At 61.4% G+C, this 17,213-nt stretch carries 14 protein-coding genes and 1 pseudogene; 5 read left to right on the top strand and 10 right to left on the bottom strand.

All coding sequences use genetic code 11. The annotated features are described in order from the left end of the window. Positions 1-20: 20 nt before the first annotated feature. Positions 21-1,646: a chaperonin GroEL gene (groL, locus tag M1E12_RS14360; RefSeq protein WP_136537962.1), complete on the top strand. Its 1,626-nt coding sequence runs from the start codon at positions 21-23 to the stop codon at positions 1,644-1,646. A 71-nt stretch (positions 1,647-1,717) separates the two neighbouring features. Here groL and M1E12_RS14365 read toward each other — a convergent pair whose 3' ends face one another. Continuing rightward, positions 1,718-2,458, bottom strand: coding sequence for an EAL domain-containing protein (locus M1E12_RS14365; protein WP_479562269.1), 741 nt, complete (start codon positions 2,456-2,458; stop codon positions 1,718-1,720). 218 nt (positions 2,459-2,676) lie between these two features. Between M1E12_RS14365 and M1E12_RS14370 the strand changes: the two genes are divergently transcribed. After that, entirely contained in the window at positions 2,677-2,910 is a 234-nt protein-coding gene (locus tag M1E12_RS14370; RefSeq protein ID WP_136537960.1) for a hypothetical protein, read from the top strand. 2 nt (positions 2,911-2,912) lie between these two features. Here M1E12_RS14370 and M1E12_RS14375 read toward each other — a convergent pair whose 3' ends face one another. The 4 genes from M1E12_RS14375 to M1E12_RS14390 all read right to left on the bottom strand — a co-directional run bounded on the left by M1E12_RS14375 (position 2,913) and on the right by M1E12_RS14390 (position 7,165). Next, on the bottom strand, positions 2,913-3,839 hold the full coding sequence (locus tag M1E12_RS14375; protein ID WP_479562270.1) for an ATP-grasp fold amidoligase family protein: 927 nt from the start codon (positions 3,837-3,839) through the stop codon (positions 2,913-2,915). 176 nt (positions 3,840-4,015) lie between these two features. Further along, a complete protein-coding gene (locus M1E12_RS14380) occupies positions 4,016-5,536 on the bottom strand; it encodes a tripartite tricarboxylate transporter permease (protein ID WP_136537959.1) in 1,521 nt (506 codons plus the stop codon). A gap of 29 nt (positions 5,537-5,565) precedes the next feature. Continuing rightward, positions 5,566-6,024 carry a tripartite tricarboxylate transporter TctB family protein gene (locus M1E12_RS14385; protein WP_479562271.1) on the bottom strand — a complete coding sequence of 153 codons (459 nt, stop codon included), beginning with the start codon at positions 6,022-6,024 and terminating at the stop codon, positions 5,566-5,568. A 163-nt stretch (positions 6,025-6,187) separates the two neighbouring features. Beyond that, positions 6,188-7,165, bottom strand: a complete 978-nt coding sequence (locus tag M1E12_RS14390; RefSeq protein ID WP_167494848.1) for a tripartite tricarboxylate transporter substrate-binding protein — start codon at positions 7,163-7,165, stop codon at positions 6,188-6,190. A 260-nt stretch (positions 7,166-7,425) separates the two neighbouring features. Here M1E12_RS14390 and M1E12_RS14395 point away from each other — a divergent pair, with 260 nt between their 5' ends. Genes M1E12_RS14395 through M1E12_RS14405 form a run of 3 tightly spaced genes read left to right on the top strand, consistent with a single transcriptional unit; the run spans position 7,426 to position 10,578 of the window. Next, positions 7,426-8,103, top strand: a complete 678-nt coding sequence (locus M1E12_RS14395) for a response regulator transcription factor (protein ID WP_113461850.1) — start codon at positions 7,426-7,428, stop codon at positions 8,101-8,103. Then, positions 8,090-9,481, top strand: a complete 1,392-nt coding sequence (locus M1E12_RS14400; protein ID WP_479562272.1) for a sensor histidine kinase — start codon at positions 8,090-8,092, stop codon at positions 9,479-9,481. The genes M1E12_RS14395 and M1E12_RS14400 overlap by 14 nt, the downstream gene beginning before the upstream one ends. Then, positions 9,478-10,578, top strand: coding sequence for an ABC transporter substrate-binding protein (locus M1E12_RS14405; protein ID WP_479562273.1), 1,101 nt, complete (start codon positions 9,478-9,480; stop codon positions 10,576-10,578). The genes M1E12_RS14400 and M1E12_RS14405 overlap by 4 nt, the downstream gene beginning before the upstream one ends. Before the next feature lie 52 nt (positions 10,579-10,630). Here the strand turns inward: M1E12_RS14405 and M1E12_RS14410 are convergent, their stop codons facing one another. The 5 genes and pseudogenes from M1E12_RS14410 to M1E12_RS14430 form a co-directional block, all read right to left on the bottom strand. Beyond that, positions 10,631-12,136, bottom strand: coding sequence for a tripartite tricarboxylate transporter permease (locus M1E12_RS14410; protein ID WP_113461853.1), 1,506 nt, complete (start codon positions 12,134-12,136; stop codon positions 10,631-10,633). Positions 12,137-12,148: 12 nt separating this feature from the next. Next, complete coding sequence (locus M1E12_RS14415) at positions 12,149-12,610, bottom strand: tripartite tricarboxylate transporter TctB family protein (protein WP_113461854.1); 462 nt, start codon at positions 12,608-12,610, stop codon at positions 12,149-12,151. 102 nt (positions 12,611-12,712) lie between these two features. Then, entirely contained in the window at positions 12,713-13,693 is a 981-nt protein-coding gene (locus M1E12_RS14420) for a tripartite tricarboxylate transporter substrate-binding protein (protein WP_136537955.1), read from the bottom strand. A gap of 221 nt (positions 13,694-13,914) precedes the next feature. Then, positions 13,915-15,264, bottom strand: a complete 1,350-nt coding sequence (locus tag M1E12_RS14425) for a sigma-54-dependent transcriptional regulator (RefSeq protein ID WP_310241189.1) — start codon at positions 15,262-15,264, stop codon at positions 13,915-13,917. Continuing rightward, a pseudogene (locus M1E12_RS14430) lies at positions 15,261-17,032 on the bottom strand (ATP-binding protein). The gene M1E12_RS14425 and the pseudogene M1E12_RS14430 overlap by 4 nt, the downstream one beginning before the upstream one ends. Positions 17,033-17,213: the final 181 nt, after the last annotated feature.

Here is a 17,213-nt window from a genome sequence, read left to right on the forward strand (position 1 = left end):
TTGCCTTTGAGGAGTGAACAATGGCTGCAAAAGAAGTGAAATTCCACACCGATGCCCGCGAGAAGATGCTGCGTGGCGTCGACATCCTCGCCAATGCCGTGAAGGTGACCCTTGGTCCCAAGGGCCGCAACGTCGTCATCGACAAGTCCTTCGGCGCGCCCCGCATCACCAAGGATGGCGTCTCGGTCGCCAAGGAAATCGAGCTTGAGGACAAGTTCGAGAACATGGGCGCGCAGATGCTACGCGAAGTGGCATCCAAGACCAATGATCTCGCCGGCGACGGCACCACCACCGCAACCGTGCTCGCCCAGGCCATCGTCAAGGAAGGCGCCAAGGCCGTCGCCTCCGGCCTCAACCCCATGGACCTCAAGCGCGGCGTCGACCTCGCGGTCGAAGCCGTGGTCGCCGAGCTGAAGGCGAATGCCCGCAAGATCTCCAACAATGCCGAGATCGCTCAGGTCGGCACCATCTCCGCCAATGGCGACACCGAGATCGGCCGCTACCTGGCAGAAGCCATGGAAAAGGTCGGCAATGACGGCGTGATCACCGTCGAGGAAGCAAAGACCGCCGAGACCGAACTTGAAGTGGTCGAGGGCATGCAATTCGACCGCGGCTACCTCTCGCCCTACTTCGTCACCAATCAGGAGAAGATGCGCGTCGAACTCGACGATCCCTATATCCTGATCCACGAGAAGAAGCTGTCGAACCTGCAGGCTCTGCTTCCCGTTCTCGAAGCCGTCGTCCAGTCCGGCAAGCCGCTCGTCATCATCGCCGAAGACGTCGAAGGCGAAGCGCTCGCGACCCTCGTCGTCAACAAGCTGCGCGGTGGCCTGAAGGTTGCAGCCGTCAAGGCTCCGGGCTTCGGCGACCGCCGCAAGGCCATGCTCGAAGACATCGCCATCCTCACCGGCGGTACCGTCATATCCGAAGACCTCGGCATCAAGCTTGAGAACGTCACCCTCAATATGCTGGGCCGTTCGAAGAAGGTGTCGATCGAGAAGGAAAACACCACCATCATCAACGGCGCGGGCTCCAAGGCCGAGATCGACGGCCGCGTGGCCCAGATCAAGGCGCAGATCGAGGAAACCTCCTCCGATTACGACCGTGAGAAGCTGCAGGAGCGTCTGGCCAAGCTCGCCGGTGGCGTCGCCGTCATCCGCGTCGGCGGCTCGACCGAAGTCGAGGTGAAGGAAAAGAAGGACCGCGTAGACGACGCCCTGCATGCGACCCGTGCCGCCGTCGAGGAAGGCATCCTGCCCGGTGGTGGCGTCGCCCTGCTCCGCTCGGTCAAGGCGCTCGAGAACCTGAAGGCCCCGAATGACGACCAGCGCGTCGGCATCGACATCATCCGCCGCGCCATCGAAGCCCCCGTGCGTCAGATTGCCGAGAACGCCGGTGCCGAAGGCTCGATCATCGTCGGGAAGCTGCGTGAGACGTCTGAATTCGCCTATGGCTGGAATGCCCAGACCGGCGAATATGGCGACCTCTTCGCTCAGGGCGTCATCGACCCTGCCAAGGTGGTGCGCACAGCGCTGCAGGATGCCGCCTCCGTAGCAGGTCTCCTGATCACCACCGAAGCCATGATCGCCGAAAAGCCGAAGAAGGAAGCCGCGCCCGCCATGCCGGCCGGAGGCATGGACTTCTAAGGCCTAAGCCTCAACGTCCAAGCGAAAGGGCCGTCTTGCAGGCGGCCCTTTCTTCATCTCTCGGCCTGAGATCAAGCCGCAAGCGAGATGGGGCTCAGTCCCTCGAAGGTCGGGCGGGCGATGAAGTAGCCCTGGAGCAGATCCACACCGAGATCTCTGAGAACCTCGAGTTCGCCCGCCGTCTCGACACCTTCACAGACGGCCGTGACGCCAAGATCGCGCAGCATGTCCAGCGTGCGGCTCACCACGATCTGCTTGACCCTGTCGGTATCGATGCCCCGGATCAGATCCATGTCCAGCTTGACGATATCGGGCTGGAACCGCGTCAAAAGGTTGAGGCCGGAATAACCGGCGCCGAAATCGTCGATCGCCGTCTTGAAACCGATTTCGCGATAGCTCTTCAGGATGTTGAGCAGATGCGCGGTATCGAGCTTCTCGACTTCGGTGAATTCAAAGATGATCCGGTCGAGCGGGAAATCCGTGCGTCTGGCCGTTTCCAGCGTCTGCCGGATACAGGCCCGCGGTTCATAGACCGCATTCGGCATAAAATTGATCGACAGATGAGGCATCTCGTCCCGTGGGAAGAGCTGTGCGGCAAGCTCGATCGCGCGCACCCGACACTGCTGATCGAAGGCATAGCGGTTGTTCGGATCAACGAGAGACAGAACAGATCCCGCACCACTCCCATCGGAACCGCGGACGAGTGCTTCATGGGCGAAGACCGCACCACGACGGGTATCCATGATGGGTTGGAAAGCCATCGTGAAGCTGGAGCCAAAGGCAGCTCCGTTCGTGCAACCTTGGCAGGTCATACTTCCTCCTGGGATGAAAGCGGTAATACACCACAACCATCTTAAGGAAGCCTGAAGGCTGCTACGCGGGTGGTTTTGAATTTGGCAACCGGGCAACAGATCAATTCATGGCCTTTTTTGGTTACCTTGTTTAACGAATCTGGATAATCGAATATTGTTGAGAGAGAGGCGATTCGAGAAAGCCTCGCGGGCTAAATGACTTAGCTGGGGATGCGGACATGCAGGAACAGATCGATATCGAGACCTGGGCAATGATCAGGGCTCAGCAGATTGTAATGCAGCAAGGGGCCAATCTGGTGGTCGCCGCCCAGAGACTGGACCACAAGAAAACCACCGCCAACACCTATGCGTTGCGAACGGCGATCATGGCATCGCTGATTGAAGCCATGCAGGCGCCGCCGACAGAGGCCATGGCCGCCATGCATGCACAAGCTGGATTGCAGCCGGCCTGATATCAGCCGGCGCTCTTGCCGACCTGCCACTTGTCGCCGATGAGGCGATCATATTCCGGCGGCTCGAAAGCTTCAAAACCGCCGCCGGGATAAAGTGTGAGCTCTCCGACATAAAGATTGTCCCCCGTATCGAAGAGATCGACGCGGACGAAATCGAGATCGCGACCGATCGTTTCCGACAAGGACACCATCAGGTCCAGCTGCTCAGGCCGCGGAATTTCCTCCGGATAAGGCGGGTAATAGTCCGGATCGTAGAACGGCAGACGCTCCCATGCCCGGGAGTAGGTAGCGGAATAGCCCTGGTCGTCCGTGCGGGTGTCGATGATGATATGCGACAGTCGGCCGTTGAAGACGAAGCAGCGATAATCCCAGGGGATTCCGCCGTCCTTGCTCAGCATCTGCTCGATGACGACCTTCCGGTCGACCTGCGAGTAAGCCCATTCTCTGTTGTAGCGGGCGTGATCGATCGCAAGCCATTCGGCGCAGGGATCGTTCTGCTTGAGCCGTTGGACGTCCTCTGCCGTATAGAGGAATTCCCCGAGGCCGCTCGCATGGTTCGGCTTGATCACAGCCGGCAGCGGGATCTTCGACCAGTCGACCTCGGATAGGTTCGTGCCGGCCCAATAGGTCGGGATCACATGGGCTGCCCCGACCTTCTCAGCGACGTAGTCCTTCACCGCCAGCTTGTCGACGAGCGTGCCGTAAAGCGGATTGCGGTCATGGATCTTGCGATACTGCACCTTCTCCGAAAACGTCTTGGGGTGATCGACATCCGGCCACTCCCCCTTGATGCTCCAGAATTTCAGCTGGACGTAGGGCTTGTCCGGCAAGGGCGCAATCAGGCGCCAGAAGATGCGCTTCATCAGATAACGAAACGAGTTCTGGTCGTAACCAGCCCGGATGAAGCTTTCCTTCTGTTCCTCTGCCAAGACGCCCTCTCCGTTCCCTGTTGCGGCGAACTTTAGAGGCCTCGGTTTATCGTCGAGTTAACCGGAAGCTCTGAATTGCGGCTTCCGAACGGAAAACGCCGCGTCTGCAGAGCAGAGCGCGGCGCGTCCGGGGAGGATCAGGAGAAGGCCGGCAGAGGTTGCCGGCATCGTTTTTTTTATTGGGCTGCCGATTCCGCGGCGGCCAGGGCACGACGGCGCTTCGCACGCCAGCCAAGCAGCATCGGCAGAACCGCGACGGCGACAGCGAGCGTCCAAAGGACCAGCGAGATCTTGCTCTGGAACAGGATGGCAATGTCGCCACCGCTGATGGCCAGCGCATTGCGTAGGTTCACTTCCATCACCTTGCCGAGCACGAAGCCGAGAATGATCGGCGCCATGTCGAAACCGGCCTTGCGCAGGAGCCATCCGGCGATGCCGATCGCCAGCATCAGGTAGATCGCGAAGATCGAGGCATGGGTGGAATAGACGCCGATGACCGAGAGCACCAGGATGCCGGGCACGAGGATCCAGTTCGGCATGGTGAGCACGCGGGCGAAGATGTTCACGAGCGGCAGGTTGAGCGCCAGCAGGATGAAGTTGCCGACGAAGAGCGAGGCCACAAGACCGCCGACGATTTCCGGGCGTTCGGCGAGCAGCATCGGACCGGGCTGGATGTTGTAGAGCATCAGCGCGCCCATCATGACGGCGGTGGTGCCCGAACCCGGAACACCGAGCGTCAGCATCGGAACGAAGGCGCCAGCGGCCGTCGCGTTGTTGGCGGATTCAGGCGCTGCGAGACCGCGAACATCGCCCTTGCCGAACGTGCCTTCCGTGTCGGAGATCCGCTTTTCGGTTGTGTAGGAGACGGCACTCGACACCGAGGCGCCAGTCCCCGGCAGAATGCCGACGACGAAGCCGATGACTGAACCGCGCAGCATGGTGCCCGTGCACTTTACCACATCCGACATCCGCGCGGTCATGCGACCGAGCTCGCGGATCACGGTGGAGCCCTTGGTCTGATGCTCGAGGATCAGCATGGCCTCAGAGATCGAGAACAGGCCAATGACCAGCGTGACGAATTCGATGCCGTCGCCAAGCTCAGGCTCGTTGAAGGTGAAACGATAAGCGCCCGAGGTCGCATCGAGACCGACGGTTGCCAGCATCAGGCCAAGCGTGCAGCCGATCAGCGTCTTGACCGGCTGCGAACCGACCATGGAACCGAGGGTCGCGAAGGCAAAGACCATCAGCACGAAATATTCGGCAGGACCAAAGCCGATCGCGAGGCCCGAAAGAACCGGCGCGAAGAAGGCAAGGCCAATGACACCGAGCGTACCACCAACGAAAGAGGCGATGCCCGAGAGCGCAAGCGCCTCACCGGCGCGGCCCTGACGGGCCATCGGATAGCCATCCATCGCCGTCATGACGGCACCGGCATCGCCCGGCACGTTGAGCAGGATTGACGAGATGCGGCCACCATATTCTGCGCCGAGATACACCGAAGCGAGCAGGATCATCGTGCTTTCAGCCGGCAGGCCCATGGAATAGGCGATCGGCATCAGCAGTGCGATGCCGTTGATCGGACCGATGGCCGGAAGTGCGCCGACAAGCGTGCCGATGAAGCAACCGATGAACCCTATCAGCAGGTTCTGGCCCGTGAGGGCAACGCCGAAGCCATGCCACAGATATTCGAAACTCATGGAATTGTCCTTTCAGGTCTTGCCGACGGTCAGCCGAAAATGGCGCCGGTCGGGAGGTAGACCTCGAGCAAGAAGGAGAAGATGAACCACCAGATGGCCGCATGCACGACGCCGCCGACCAGCGAGAGCTTGGGCGATGCGCCGAAGATCCATCCGACGACCGTGGTCAACAGGAAGATCGAGATGGCAAAGCCGAGCGGCTCCATCAGGGCCACGCAGACGATGAGCGTGACGGGAACGGCAAGCACGCGCACCAGTGCATTACCGGTGGGAAAGCCTTCGGCGGTTCCCGGAAACTTCAGATAGATCAGGGTGAACAGGCCAAGCAGTATGGCGAGCATCACCGGCACGAAGCGCGGTCCGAGCGGATCGGACGAAAAGGCATATTCGATCATGCTGCCGCCGATGCCATAGGCGACGGCGAGCAGGAACAGGACCAGCGCGCTGATACCGCCGATCAACTGGTGGGTTCTCGTGTTTTCCGACATTAGTTTTCCTCGCACACGGAGCTGCGGTCGCTGGCAAGCGCCGGATCATCCAAGGACGTGATGCCTTCAGCCAAAAGCCGCGGCATGTGTTGATTTTGCTGTTCCGCAGCCACTCGGCGCGGAGAGGGCGATGCGGCCGGACACGGCCGCATCGCAAGCGGGATCAGAAGCCGGCTTCCTTCGCCATGACCTTGAACTTCGCCACATCGCTCTTGACGCGATCATCGAAGTCCTTGCCGAGCATGGTGAATTCGAACAGGCCGCGAGCGTCGCGCTCCTTGGCGAATTCAGGCGTCTTGCTCATGGCGTCGAAGGCCTTGACCCACCAGTCGTAATCCGCGTCGGAAACATCCTTGCCGACATAGTAGCCGCGCCAGACGGGCCACTCGATGTCATAACCCTGTTCCTTGGCGGTCGGGATGTCCTTCAGTTCACCCGGCAGGCGCTCGGGCGACATGACGGCGAGAATGCGAACCTTGCCGGCGAGGTGATGCTTGCCCATTTCGGCAGCGTCGCCGGAACCGACCTGCACATGGCCACCTTCGAGAGCGGTCAGAACGGCGCCGCCGCCTTCCAGCGCGACGTAACGCATGGACTTCGGATCCTGTTCTGCAGCCTTGGCGATCAGCGAGCCCTTCATCCAGTCCTGCGAACCCACGGCTCCGCCGCCGGCGATCGCAAAGGTGGTCGGGTCGGCTTTGTAGGCAGCGACCAGATCAGCCATCGTCTTGTAGGGCGAGTCGGCATTGACGACGATGACGCCGAAGTCGGCGCCGAGTGCACCCAGCCAACGGACGGCGCTTTCATCGTACTGGCCGAACTTGCCTTGGGCGAGCAGCAGAGCCGAGCCGGACGAGGCAGCCGTGATCAGGTTCGGATCGCTGGCACGCTTCGAGATGACGTGGTTATAGGCCACGGCGCCAACACCGCCTTCCATGTAGGTGACGGCCATCGGCTGGCTGATCTGCTTGGTTTCAAGCAAGGCATTGGCAGCCAGTCGGCAGGTCAGGTCGAAGCCGCCGCCCGGCTTGGCACCGGCCAGGCATTCCGGCTTCGTCGGTTCGGCGACGGCAGCGGTGGCGGCAGCAAGGCCGATCAGGGCCGCGCCGGCCAGAAATTTCATCGTGTTGCGGATCATCATTCTCTCCCGAATGTCTGAGCGTTTCTCGGACAATCCCAGCGCAAGCCATGACAAGAGCGCTCACGCAGGACCTGTGTCCGCGTGTTCCTTGTGGCGATCGCGATGGGATCCTCCCCAGTACCGGCTTAAGCTCTCTCCCTATGCCGGTGCCGACATTGATAGGCCTCAATCCTGTCACGATCCTGTCAAACCCGTTAACAGTCGCAGCAGCCTGCAGCCGGTCGCTTGATCGCGGACCCGAGACATGCCACCGTTTTTCCATGCGCATCCTTCTGGTGGAAGACACGCTCGATGTGGGCGAGGCGATCAGCCGCCGCTTTGAGACCATCGGCCATACGGTCGACTGGCAGACGGATGGCCGTGCGGCTTCCGATATCCTCGACTTCACGGAGTATGATCTCGTCATCCTCGACGTCATGCTGCCGGGCCTCGATGGCTTCTCGATCCTGAAGCGCCTGCGGCAGAACAAGAACCCGGTGCCGGTACTGGTGCTGACCGCGCGATCGGAGATCGATGACCGTGTCGGCGCTCTCGATCTCGGTGCCGACGATTACCTCGTCAAACCCTTCGATTTTCGCGAACTCGAGGCCCGCGCCCGTGTGCTTATGCGCCGGAGCAGCGGTGGCGAAGCCACGAACATCATCGTCTGCGGTGACGTGCTGCTCGACCGCTCCCAGCGCTCTGTCAGGGTCGGCAAGCGCGAGGTGCAGTTGAAGCGTCGCGAGATGACCCTGCTGGAGATCCTAGCAAGCCGTCCGGGACGCATCTTCAGCAAGGAGCAGCTTCTCGACCAGATGTTCGGCTTCGACGAGGCGGCCGGACCGAATGCGATCGAGCTCTATGTCGGCCGGCTCCGCAAGAAGCTCGAAGGTGCAAAAGCCCGGATCGTGACAGTACGCGGAACAGGGTATCAGCTGGTGTCCGATGCAGAGGACTAAGCCGTCCCTTTTCTCCCGGCTCGTTCTGCGCGTGGCTTTCGTTCTGGCTGGCGGAGCTGCCATTCTGATGACTGCCGCCTGGTTTTACGCCCGCGCGGCAGCCGATCAGGCCTATGACCGCCTGCTGCAGGGTGCAGCGATCCAGATCCTCGAATCTCTCGTCGTCGACGACGGCAGGATCGCCGTGAACCTGCCACCCAGCGCGTTCGAGCTGCTGGGCCTCGCCTCGCGCGATCGGATTTTCTACCGGGTCATCGCCCCGGATGGCAGCACCTTGACCGGCTACGAGGATCTGGGCGCGCAGACCCCGAGAGACACGGCACTGAACGCGCCGAAGTTCGAGACGAGCCGCTATCGGAACCAGCCCGTGCGTCTCGTCCAGGCCAGTCGCGCCATCTCCGATCCGAGCATCGGCGGCTGGGCGCATGTGTTGATCGCTCAGACGACGGAGGCCCGCCAGGCCCTGACGACCGAACTGACCACCCGCGCTCTGATCCTCGTGGCGATCATGAGCCTGCTTGCGCTGGCAGGCACCGTTCTTGCCGTTCGTTATTCGCTGCGCCCGCTCGATGCTCTCGGCGACACGCTGCGGCGACGGGACTCCCAGGATCTGACGCCGATTGCGGTGGAAGTGCCGCGCGAACTGGTGCCTTTCGTCGACTCGATCAATCACTTCATGCGTCGCCTCGACGAACGGTTGAAGGTGCTGCAGCGTTTCATCGCAGACAGCGCTCATCAGCTCCGGACACCGCTAACAGCCCTGTCGGCACAAGTCAGCCTGATCGACGAGAAAGCTCTCTCCGAGCCCGACCGCCGTCACTTGAACCGCGTCCGCGACCGGACGAACGAACTCGCGCGCTTCACGACGCAGCTGCTGAACCACGCCATGGTCATCCATCGCTTCGAATCCGTTCAGCTGTTTCCGCTCGATCTGACCGATGTCGCTCGCAAGGCCTTCAGAGCGGCAGTGCCGATCACCATCGACCCGGATACCGTCGTCTCCTTCGAAGCCCCCGACGAGACGCTCACCATTCTGGGCGACGGCCTCAGCCTACGGGAGGCGATCGTCAACATCATCGACAATTCCCTGCGGCACGGCACACTTTCGAAACTCGAAGTCCGGGTTGTGCGGCGGGGGAATTTTGGTCTGGTGGAGGTCGAGGACGATGGTCCGGGCATTCCGCCTTCGGATTGGTCGCATGTCACCCAGCGCTTTGTCTCATCCAAATCGGGCGAAGGCAGCTCTGGCCTGGGCTTTGCGATCGCATCCGAAGTGGCGGGCGCGCTTCGGGGCGCCCTCTCCTTCCGTGAGAAAACCGAAGAGCGCGGCTTCACCGTGGTGCTCGAACTGCCGCTCATGCAGAGGGAGGGTGCATGAGCGCTCGTCGTAATCTGAAGTCACTGCTTCTTCTCGCAGCGAGCCTTCTCGCGACCACCGCTCTGCCCGCTTTCGCCCTCGAGGGAGAGCAGACGGTATTCCCGGCATCGGCGCCCGAACGCGCGCGCCTGGTCATCCGTGGCGCGACCGATGTCGAAGCGATGAGGCCGCTCATTGTCGACTTCCAGCGTCTTGCACCTGACGTGACCGTAGAGTTCAACGACTACGTCACCAACGACCTCTTCAAGGAAGCGGAAGACGCCTGCGCAAACCAGCTCGCTTATGGCGATCTGCTGCTCTCCTCCTCGGTCGACCAACTCGTCAAGCTGGCGAATGACGGCTGTGCGCAGGAATATCGATCGCCCGAGACCGAGCGCGTGGCCGACTGGGCCAACTGGCGAGACGAGGTCTTCGGCTTCACCTTCGAACCCGCCGTGATCGTCTATGACGGCGAGCGCGTGCCGCCGGAAGACGTGCCGCGCTCGCATGTGGAAATTGCCGAACTGCTGAGGTCCAAGCCGGACGTCTACCGCAACCGCATCGGCACCTATGACGTGCGCGCCTCGGGCATCGGTTATCTCCTCGCTTTCCACGATGCTCTACAGGCACCAACGACTTACGGCCGTCTTCTGGAAAGCTTCAGCCGCGCGGATGTCGTGACCCGCTGCTGCAACAGCGAGGTGCTGGGTCAGATTGCCAGCGGCCGGCTGCTGATCGCCTACAACGTGCTCGGGTCCTATGCCTACGCAGCCGCCCAGCGCAATCCGGACCTGCGGGTTGTCATCCCGCGCGACTACGCGCTGATCCTGTCGCGCGGCGCCCTCATTCCGGATCTCGCGCCCAATCCGGCCCTGGCGCAGCGTTTCCTGGATTATCTGCTCTCGCCCCGCGGACAGAAGGTGGCGCAGGAGGAAGCCTTTTACTTCTCGGAAGATGCCCCACTGCCTCCCGGCGTCGACGGCCCCATGTCGCTCATCGAATCCGGCATCGGTCGCCCGATACGTGTCGGTCCCGCCCTTCTCGCCGCTCAGGATCGCGCAACCCGCGAGGAATTCATCCGCAACTGGACATCGCTTTTTGCACCCGGTGCGCGCTGACGACTGAAAGGCTGGCGACGCGCCAGCCTTTCAGTGCATCAGGCGACAGAACTCAGTCTTCTTCTTGGAAGACTTCTTCGCGCTTCTTCTTCACGCTCGGGAGGAAGACGACGATGAGCACTGCCAGCGCGATCAAGAGCAGCGTTGCACTGATCGGACGCGTTATGAAGGTCGTCGGATCGCCCCGCGACAGGATCATGGCGCGGCGCAGATTCTCTTCAAGCAGCGGACCAAGAACGAACCCGAGTAGCAAAGGGGCCGGCTCGCAACGAAGCTTGACCAGCGCGTAGCCAATGAGTCCGAAGAAAGCGACGGCATAGAGGTCGTAGATATTGCCGTTGACGCTGTAGACCCCGATCGAGCAGAAGGCCATGATGATCGGGAAGAGGACGTAATACGGGATGGTCAGAAGCTTAACCCAAAGCCCGATCAACGGCAGGTTCAAGACCAGCAGCATCAGGTTGCCGATCCACATCGAGGCGATGATGCCCCAAAACAACGCCGGCTGTTCAGTGGCGACATTTGGGCCGGGCACAATACCCTGGATGATCATCGCACCCACCATCAGCGCCATGACAGGATTGGCCGGAATACCGAGGGTCAGCAGAGGAATGAACGAGGTCTGCGCACCCGCATTATTGGCTGACTCGGGACCTGCTACACCTTCAATCGCACCGTGACCAAACTCCTGCGGGTTTTTCGCCATGCGTTTTTCGACGGTGTATGAGGCGAAGGAGGCGAGGATAGCGCCGCCACCCGGCAGGATTCCGAGGGCTGAGCCGATACCCGTACCGCGCAGCACCGGCCCAACCAGACGCCTGAAATCCTCGCGTGTGGGCATGAGCCCGCTGACCTTGGTCATCAGGACAGTCCGATTGCGATCACTTTCCAGGTTTCGGAGAATTTCGGCGATGCCGAAGACGCCGACCGCGACAGCGACAAAATTGAGGCCATCCGCATATTCCGTGATGCCCATCGTGAAGCGAGGCGTGCCGGAATAGATGTCCGTGCCGACGAGACCGAGCAGGAGGCCCAGTGCGACCATGGCCAGCGCCTTGATGATCGAACCATGTGCGAGCGCGATTGACGAGACGAGACCGACAATCATCAAAGAGAAGTATTCGGCGGCGCCGAACTCCAGCGCGATGGCAGTCAGCGGCGGTGCGAAGATCGCGACCAGAAAAGTGGAGACAGTGCCAGCAAAGAACGAGCCGATTGCGGCGATGGCAAGTGCTGCTCCTGCCCTGCCCTTGCGAGCCATCTGGTAGCCATCGATCGCGGTGACCGCAGACGATGACTCACCTGGCATGTTGATCAGGATCGCGGTGGTCGAACCGCCATATTGCGCGCCGTAGTAGATGCCGGCCAGCATGATGAGCGAGGAGACGGGCTCCAGCTGGAAAGTGATCGGCAGCAGCATGGCGATCGTCGCAGTCGCACCGATACCGGGAAGAACACCGATCAAGGTGCCCAGGATGACCCCGATGAGGCAGAAGAAGAGGTTCTCGATGGAGCCGGCCGTCGAAAAGCCGAGGGCCAGATTACTGATGAAGTCCATGGCTGTGCGTCCTCAGAAGCGGAACCAAGGGCCGAAGCGTTCGAAGGGCAGGCCGAGGCCGTAGCTGAACACGAGGACCGAGAAAAGCGTGATGCCCGTAGCAAGCGCAAGTGCGGCTGGTACGCGCAGTCGCTCGGAAGCGAAGCTTGCGATGAAGGCGGCAACGAACAGTGCGGGTACGAATCCGGCCCCGCGCACGAGCAGGCCAAACACGATCGGCGCTGGCAGAATGAACAACATGCCACGCCAAGCGATAGCGCCGATGACCTCGCCCGTGACCTTCACGGACTGAACAAGAATAACGATGCCGAGCAGGGTCAGGACGCCTGCAAGTACCAGCGGAAAGTAACCCGGCCCCATACGGAACGCGGTTCCGAGTTCCAACGACAAGGATTGAATGGCGAAGAAGAGGCCAAACCCGATGAACAGCAGACCACACAGGAGGTTTGCCGTGTCGAAGCGTAAGGATTTCATAATGTCCCCCGACAAAACACGCGGACGGCCAGAGGAATCCCGACCGACGCCAAAAGGCGCGGACCCGATCACGAAACCGGGTCCGCCTGAAGCTTTTCTCGATCAGTCGGCGTACTGACCAGCTGCCTCGATGACAGGCTTCCAGCGGGCGATCTCACCTTCGAGCTTGGCCTTCAGAGCCTCAGGTGTGACATCTGCCTCTGGCGACGGAGCGGTCCCGAGCTCGGCGAAGCGTGCCACGACATTCTCGTCCTTGAGCGCTTTTTGCAACGACGCGGTTAGCTTTTCGATCGCCTCCGGCGGAGTGCCCTTCGGGGTATAGACGCCGTGCCAGATACCGACCTGGAAGTCATTGAGACCGCCTTCGGCTGCTGTTGGGACATCGGGCAGGACCGACAGACGTTCCGGCGAGGTGACCGCATAGGCCTTGATTGTGCCACCCTGGATCTGCTTCGTCGTGTTGGTGGTCTGGTCACACATGATGTCCACCTGGCCGCCGAGCAGGTCGGTCATGGCAGGTCCGGTACCCTTGTACGGCACGGTGACGAGAGAGGTCTCGATCTGGCTCATGAACAGCATGCCGCACAGGTGCGAGGCAGCGCCGATGCCGGCATTCGCAACCGTGACCTGATCCTTGTTGGCCTTAACGTATTCGACCAGTCCCTTGAGATCGGCAGGCTCGAAGTCCTTACGCGCGACGATGGTCATCGGAACTTCGGTGACAAGTCCGACGTAGTCGAAAGCATTGAGCGGATCATAGGCGAGCTTGCGGTAGAGAGTTGCACTGGTCGCCATTCCGATGTGGTGCAAGAGCACGGTGTAACCGTCCGGCTCCGCACTGGCGACACGACCCGCACCCAGGGTTCCGCCAGCACCGCCGACATTTTCGACCAGCACCTGCTGACCCAGATCCTTGGACATTGACTCGGCAACGAGACGCGCGACGGTATCCGTCGGGCCGCCTGCTGCGAACGGGACCACCATGGTGATCGAACGCTCGGGATAGGTCTGGGCAGACGCGGATGCTGCGATAAAGGTTGCCGTAATAGCGGTCGCGCTGAAGAGCGACTTGAAGAAAGTCATGAAAGCCTCCCGGTTGAATATATCCTGCCGGTTCGGCTCCTCCCGCCGGCACTGGATGGGAGAGATCTTGTCCAGGTGCACTGACCTCACAATCAGGACGTATCGCGACTATCGATCTTTTCTCACACGTCGCACCGCAGCATGGGTAGATTCCCGCCCAAGCGCGAGAAAACATGTGTGGATTTCCACCCATTCCCGCACGCCGACGTCTGGCGAAATCTCTAATCCCGAGCATCAAAGGCAAGACTCTTGTCTAGCCCGTACTTCTGCATCTTTTCGTAAAGGGTCTTGCGCGAGATTCCGAGCTGCTCATAGACCGGCCGCAGCGCCCCGCCATGGGCTGTGATAGCATTCGCAATCAATTGCTTTTCATAAGCCGCAACCTTGTCCGCAAGGCGCGCATGAATAGTTTCAAAACCTGCCGAACTATCGAGCCCGGTCTCGATGCCGAGCACCAGCCGGTCGGCGGCGTTTCTAAGTTCGCGCACATTGCCCGGCCAATCGCGCTCGGCAATTTCCGACAGGATCTCCGGATCGACCTCCATGTCGTCGCGGCCGTAGCGGGCGCAGGCCTCGCGCACCAGATGGAGAAAGAGCAGCGGAATATCCGGCCGTCGCTGCGCAAGCGACGGAACGCGCAGCGTCACGACGTTGAGGCGATAGAAAAGGTCCGCGCGGAAGCGACCGGCTGCGACCTCGCTTTCGAGATCCACCTTGCTGGTCGCTAGAAACCGAACATCGAGCGGCACCGTCTCGTTGGACCCGAGCCGCGTGATCGTCCGTTCCTGTAGGACGCGCAAGAACTTCGCCTGAAGATCGAATGGCATGGAGCCGATTTCATCGAGCAGGATCGTGCCGCCACGCCCATGTTCGAACTTGCCGTAGCGGGCGCGGATTGCGCCAGGAAAGGCACCCGCTTCATGACCGAAGAGCTCGCTCTCGATCAGTGTCTCCGGCAGCGAGGCGCAGTTGATGGCGAGAAAGGGCCCCTTCGATCGCGCGCTGACATCATGAAGGCTGCGCGCCACAACCTCCTTGCCCGCACCCGTTTCGCCGATGATCAGCGCATCCGCCTCCGTCGCACCGATCGCGCGCACGCGGTAGCGCAGATCGACCATGATGGGCGTGCGTCCCGGAAGCCTGGTCTCGATATCGTCCCGCTTGCCCGCGACCGCCCGAAGCCGCCGGTTCTCCAGGACAAGTGACCGGCGGTCGAGCGCATGACGCACAACGCCGGCCAAGGCCTGGCTTGCAAAGGGCTTTTCGATGAAGTCGTAGGCACCTTCCCGCATTGCCTTGACCGCCAGCTGCACCTCGCCGTGACCGGTCACCAGGATGACGGGGATCTCGTGATCGAGCTCCCGGATCCGGTGCAGCAGCGTCATTCCGTCCATGCCTGGCATGCGAATGTCGGACACGACGACACCATCGAAGCCGAAGCCGACACGCGAGAGGATTTCTTCGCCCGAGGAAAAGGCTTTGACCTGCAGTCCGTGCAGCTCGAGCGCCTGGCTGGTGGAGAAGCGCAGCTCCTCCTCGTCATCGACGAGCAAGACCTGTCCTGAACTCATTCCGCCGCCTCGTTCAATGCTTCCGCTTCCAGGAGTTCGACGCGGAAGAGTGCCCCCCGCCCTCTCGCTGCCCGACCGTCAGGCTGCCACCGAAATCCTTGATGATGTTGTAGGAAATCGAAAGCCCAAGACCAAGTCCCTTGCCCACGCCCTTGGTGGTGAAGAAGGGATCGAAGATACGCTCGACAATGGCCGGTGGCACGCCGGGGCCGCGGTCGGCGATTTCGATCACCACCCGCCCCTGCTCCCGCCGCGCCGTGAGCGCGATCTCTCGATCGTCGAGACCTTCCACCGCGTCGCAGGCATTGGTCAGGATGTTGACCAGCACCTGCTGAAGACGAACCGGCCCGCCCTTCACCGGCGGCAAGCCCGGCTCGAAATGGAGCGAGAGGCTGGCATCGGCGGTTCCGAGCCGGGCAGAGACGATCTCCAGCGTTTCGCGCACCACCTCTTCGATCGAAATCGGCCCAAGCTTCTCGTTCGGTTTGCGCGCGAAATTGCGCAGGTGCCGCGAGATCGAAGCCATCCGGTCAATCAAGCTGGAAATCCGGCCCAGGTTGTCGCGCGCTTCCGATACCCTGTTCCGGTCGATCAGCATCGTCGCGCTGTCGGCATAGGTCTTGGCCGCAGCCAGCGGCTGGTTGAACTCGTGCGACAGGGCAGCTGACATCTGGCCGAGGCCAGCAAGCTTGCCCGCCTGAATGAGATCCGCCTGGGTCTGCCGCAATTGCAGGTTCACGCGCGCCAGATCCGCGGTCCGCTCCTCGACACGGCGCTCGAGCTCGGCCTGAGCCTCGATCTGCATGTGCATCTGTTCCTGCAACCGGGCGCGTCGCTGGATGACGACGGCAAGCCCGAGGCCGAAGAGGCAAAGCGAGAGCAGAATGGCAATGAGCGTCGTGCGGGCCTGTGCATGGATGGTGCCCGTGTCGAAAAGCACTTTCACGGTCCAGTCGGCGTCGGGCATGTATTGCTCGAGCACCAGATATTCGCGCTTTCCATCTTCCTGCGTGACGGTCATCAGGAGATGGTTGTCCAGCGCGCCGCGCTTGATCGGCAATTCCCGCAGAACGGCGTCGGAATAGCGTCGGGAAGCGCTGGTCCGCTCCAGCCGCTCGGGCGTCAGCGGCAGCACCGAGGCATAGAGCCACTCCGGATTGCCGGTCATGAAGATGATACCCTCGGGATCGTGGACGAGGATCTTGTATTCGCCACCCCGCCAGGACGTCTCGATGTCCTCGATATCGACCTTGAAGGCGATGACGCCGCGGACGGCGCCGTTCACCTCGATTGGCGAGGAGAAATAGTAGCCGCGCTTCGCCGATGTCGTTCCGAGCGCATAGAAGCGCGCCTGCTTGCCGGCGGCCGCCTCATAGAAATAAGGGCGGTAGCTGAAATTCTCGCCGACGAAGCTCGCCGTCCCTTCGAAATTGCTCGCCGCAATCGTGTTGCCGTCCATCGTCATCACATAGATGTCGGAGGATTCGAGCAGCGCGTTGATCTCCTTGAGATAACGATTGGCCGCGTCCCGTAGCGCCGGATTGGCGGGGTCGAGCACCAACTCCTTCATATCATCGTGATCCGCGATCAGCGCGGGCAAGGTTTCATACCGGCTGAGATGACCGGCAAGGGCCGAAGCCGCAAGCCGCAGGGCACTGTTGGCCTGCAGCGAGGCTTCTTCCATGACATTGCGCGTGATCAGTCGATTGCCGACGGTGAGCAAGGCAAGGCTCGCAGCCACCAGAACCACGACCAGCGCGATGATCATGCGCCGGGCTGCGGCCAGTCGCCGTGCGGGTGGTACCAATCCGATCGTCAAATCTGCGCTCCTCCGTCGGCAAAGGATAGCGGTCCGATCGCGGCTTTCCAAGCCGGCTTGCCTTTATGGTCCGCCAGACACGAAAAAGCCGCCGGCTTGAGGGGGCCGGCGGCTTGTGGCGGGATAGCGT

Source organism: Rhizobium sp. K33, from assembly GCF_056501445.1.

Bases quoted from the DNA above. Each gene is read 5' to 3' on its own strand.
- M1E12_RS14400 (WP_479562272.1), top strand. From the start codon at position 8,090: ATGCAGAGGACTAAGCCGTCCCTTTTCTCCCGGCTCGTTCTGCGCGTG.
- M1E12_RS14405 (WP_479562273.1), top strand. From the start codon at position 9,478: ATGAGCGCTCGTCGTAATCTGAAGTCACTGCTTCTTCTCGCAGCGAGC.
- groL (WP_136537962.1), top strand. From the start codon at position 21: ATGGCTGCAAAAGAAGTGAAATTCCACACCGATGCCCGCGAGAAGATG.
- M1E12_RS14365 (WP_479562269.1), bottom strand. From the start codon at position 2,458: ATGACCTGCCAAGGTTGCACGAACGGAGCTGCCTTTGGCTCCAGCTTC.
- M1E12_RS14370 (WP_136537960.1), top strand. From the start codon at position 2,677: ATGCAGGAACAGATCGATATCGAGACCTGGGCAATGATCAGGGCTCAG.
- M1E12_RS14410 (WP_113461853.1), bottom strand. From the start codon at position 12,136: ATGGACTTCATCAGTAATCTGGCCCTCGGCTTTTCGACGGCCGGCTCC.
- M1E12_RS14425 (WP_310241189.1), bottom strand. From the start codon at position 15,264: ATGAGTTCAGGACAGGTCTTGCTCGTCGATGACGAGGAGGAGCTGCGC.
- M1E12_RS14385 (WP_479562271.1), bottom strand. From the start codon at position 6,024: ATGTCGGAAAACACGAGAACCCACCAGTTGATCGGCGGTATCAGCGCG.
- M1E12_RS14395 (WP_113461850.1), top strand. From the start codon at position 7,426: ATGCGCATCCTTCTGGTGGAAGACACGCTCGATGTGGGCGAGGCGATC.
- M1E12_RS14380 (WP_136537959.1), bottom strand. From the start codon at position 5,536: ATGAGTTTCGAATATCTGTGGCATGGCTTCGGCGTTGCCCTCACGGGC.
- M1E12_RS14415 (WP_113461854.1), bottom strand. From the start codon at position 12,610: ATGAAATCCTTACGCTTCGACACGGCAAACCTCCTGTGTGGTCTGCTG.
- M1E12_RS14420 (WP_136537955.1), bottom strand. From the start codon at position 13,693: ATGACTTTCTTCAAGTCGCTCTTCAGCGCGACCGCTATTACGGCAACC.
- M1E12_RS14390 (WP_167494848.1), bottom strand. From the start codon at position 7,165: ATGATGATCCGCAACACGATGAAATTTCTGGCCGGCGCGGCCCTGATC.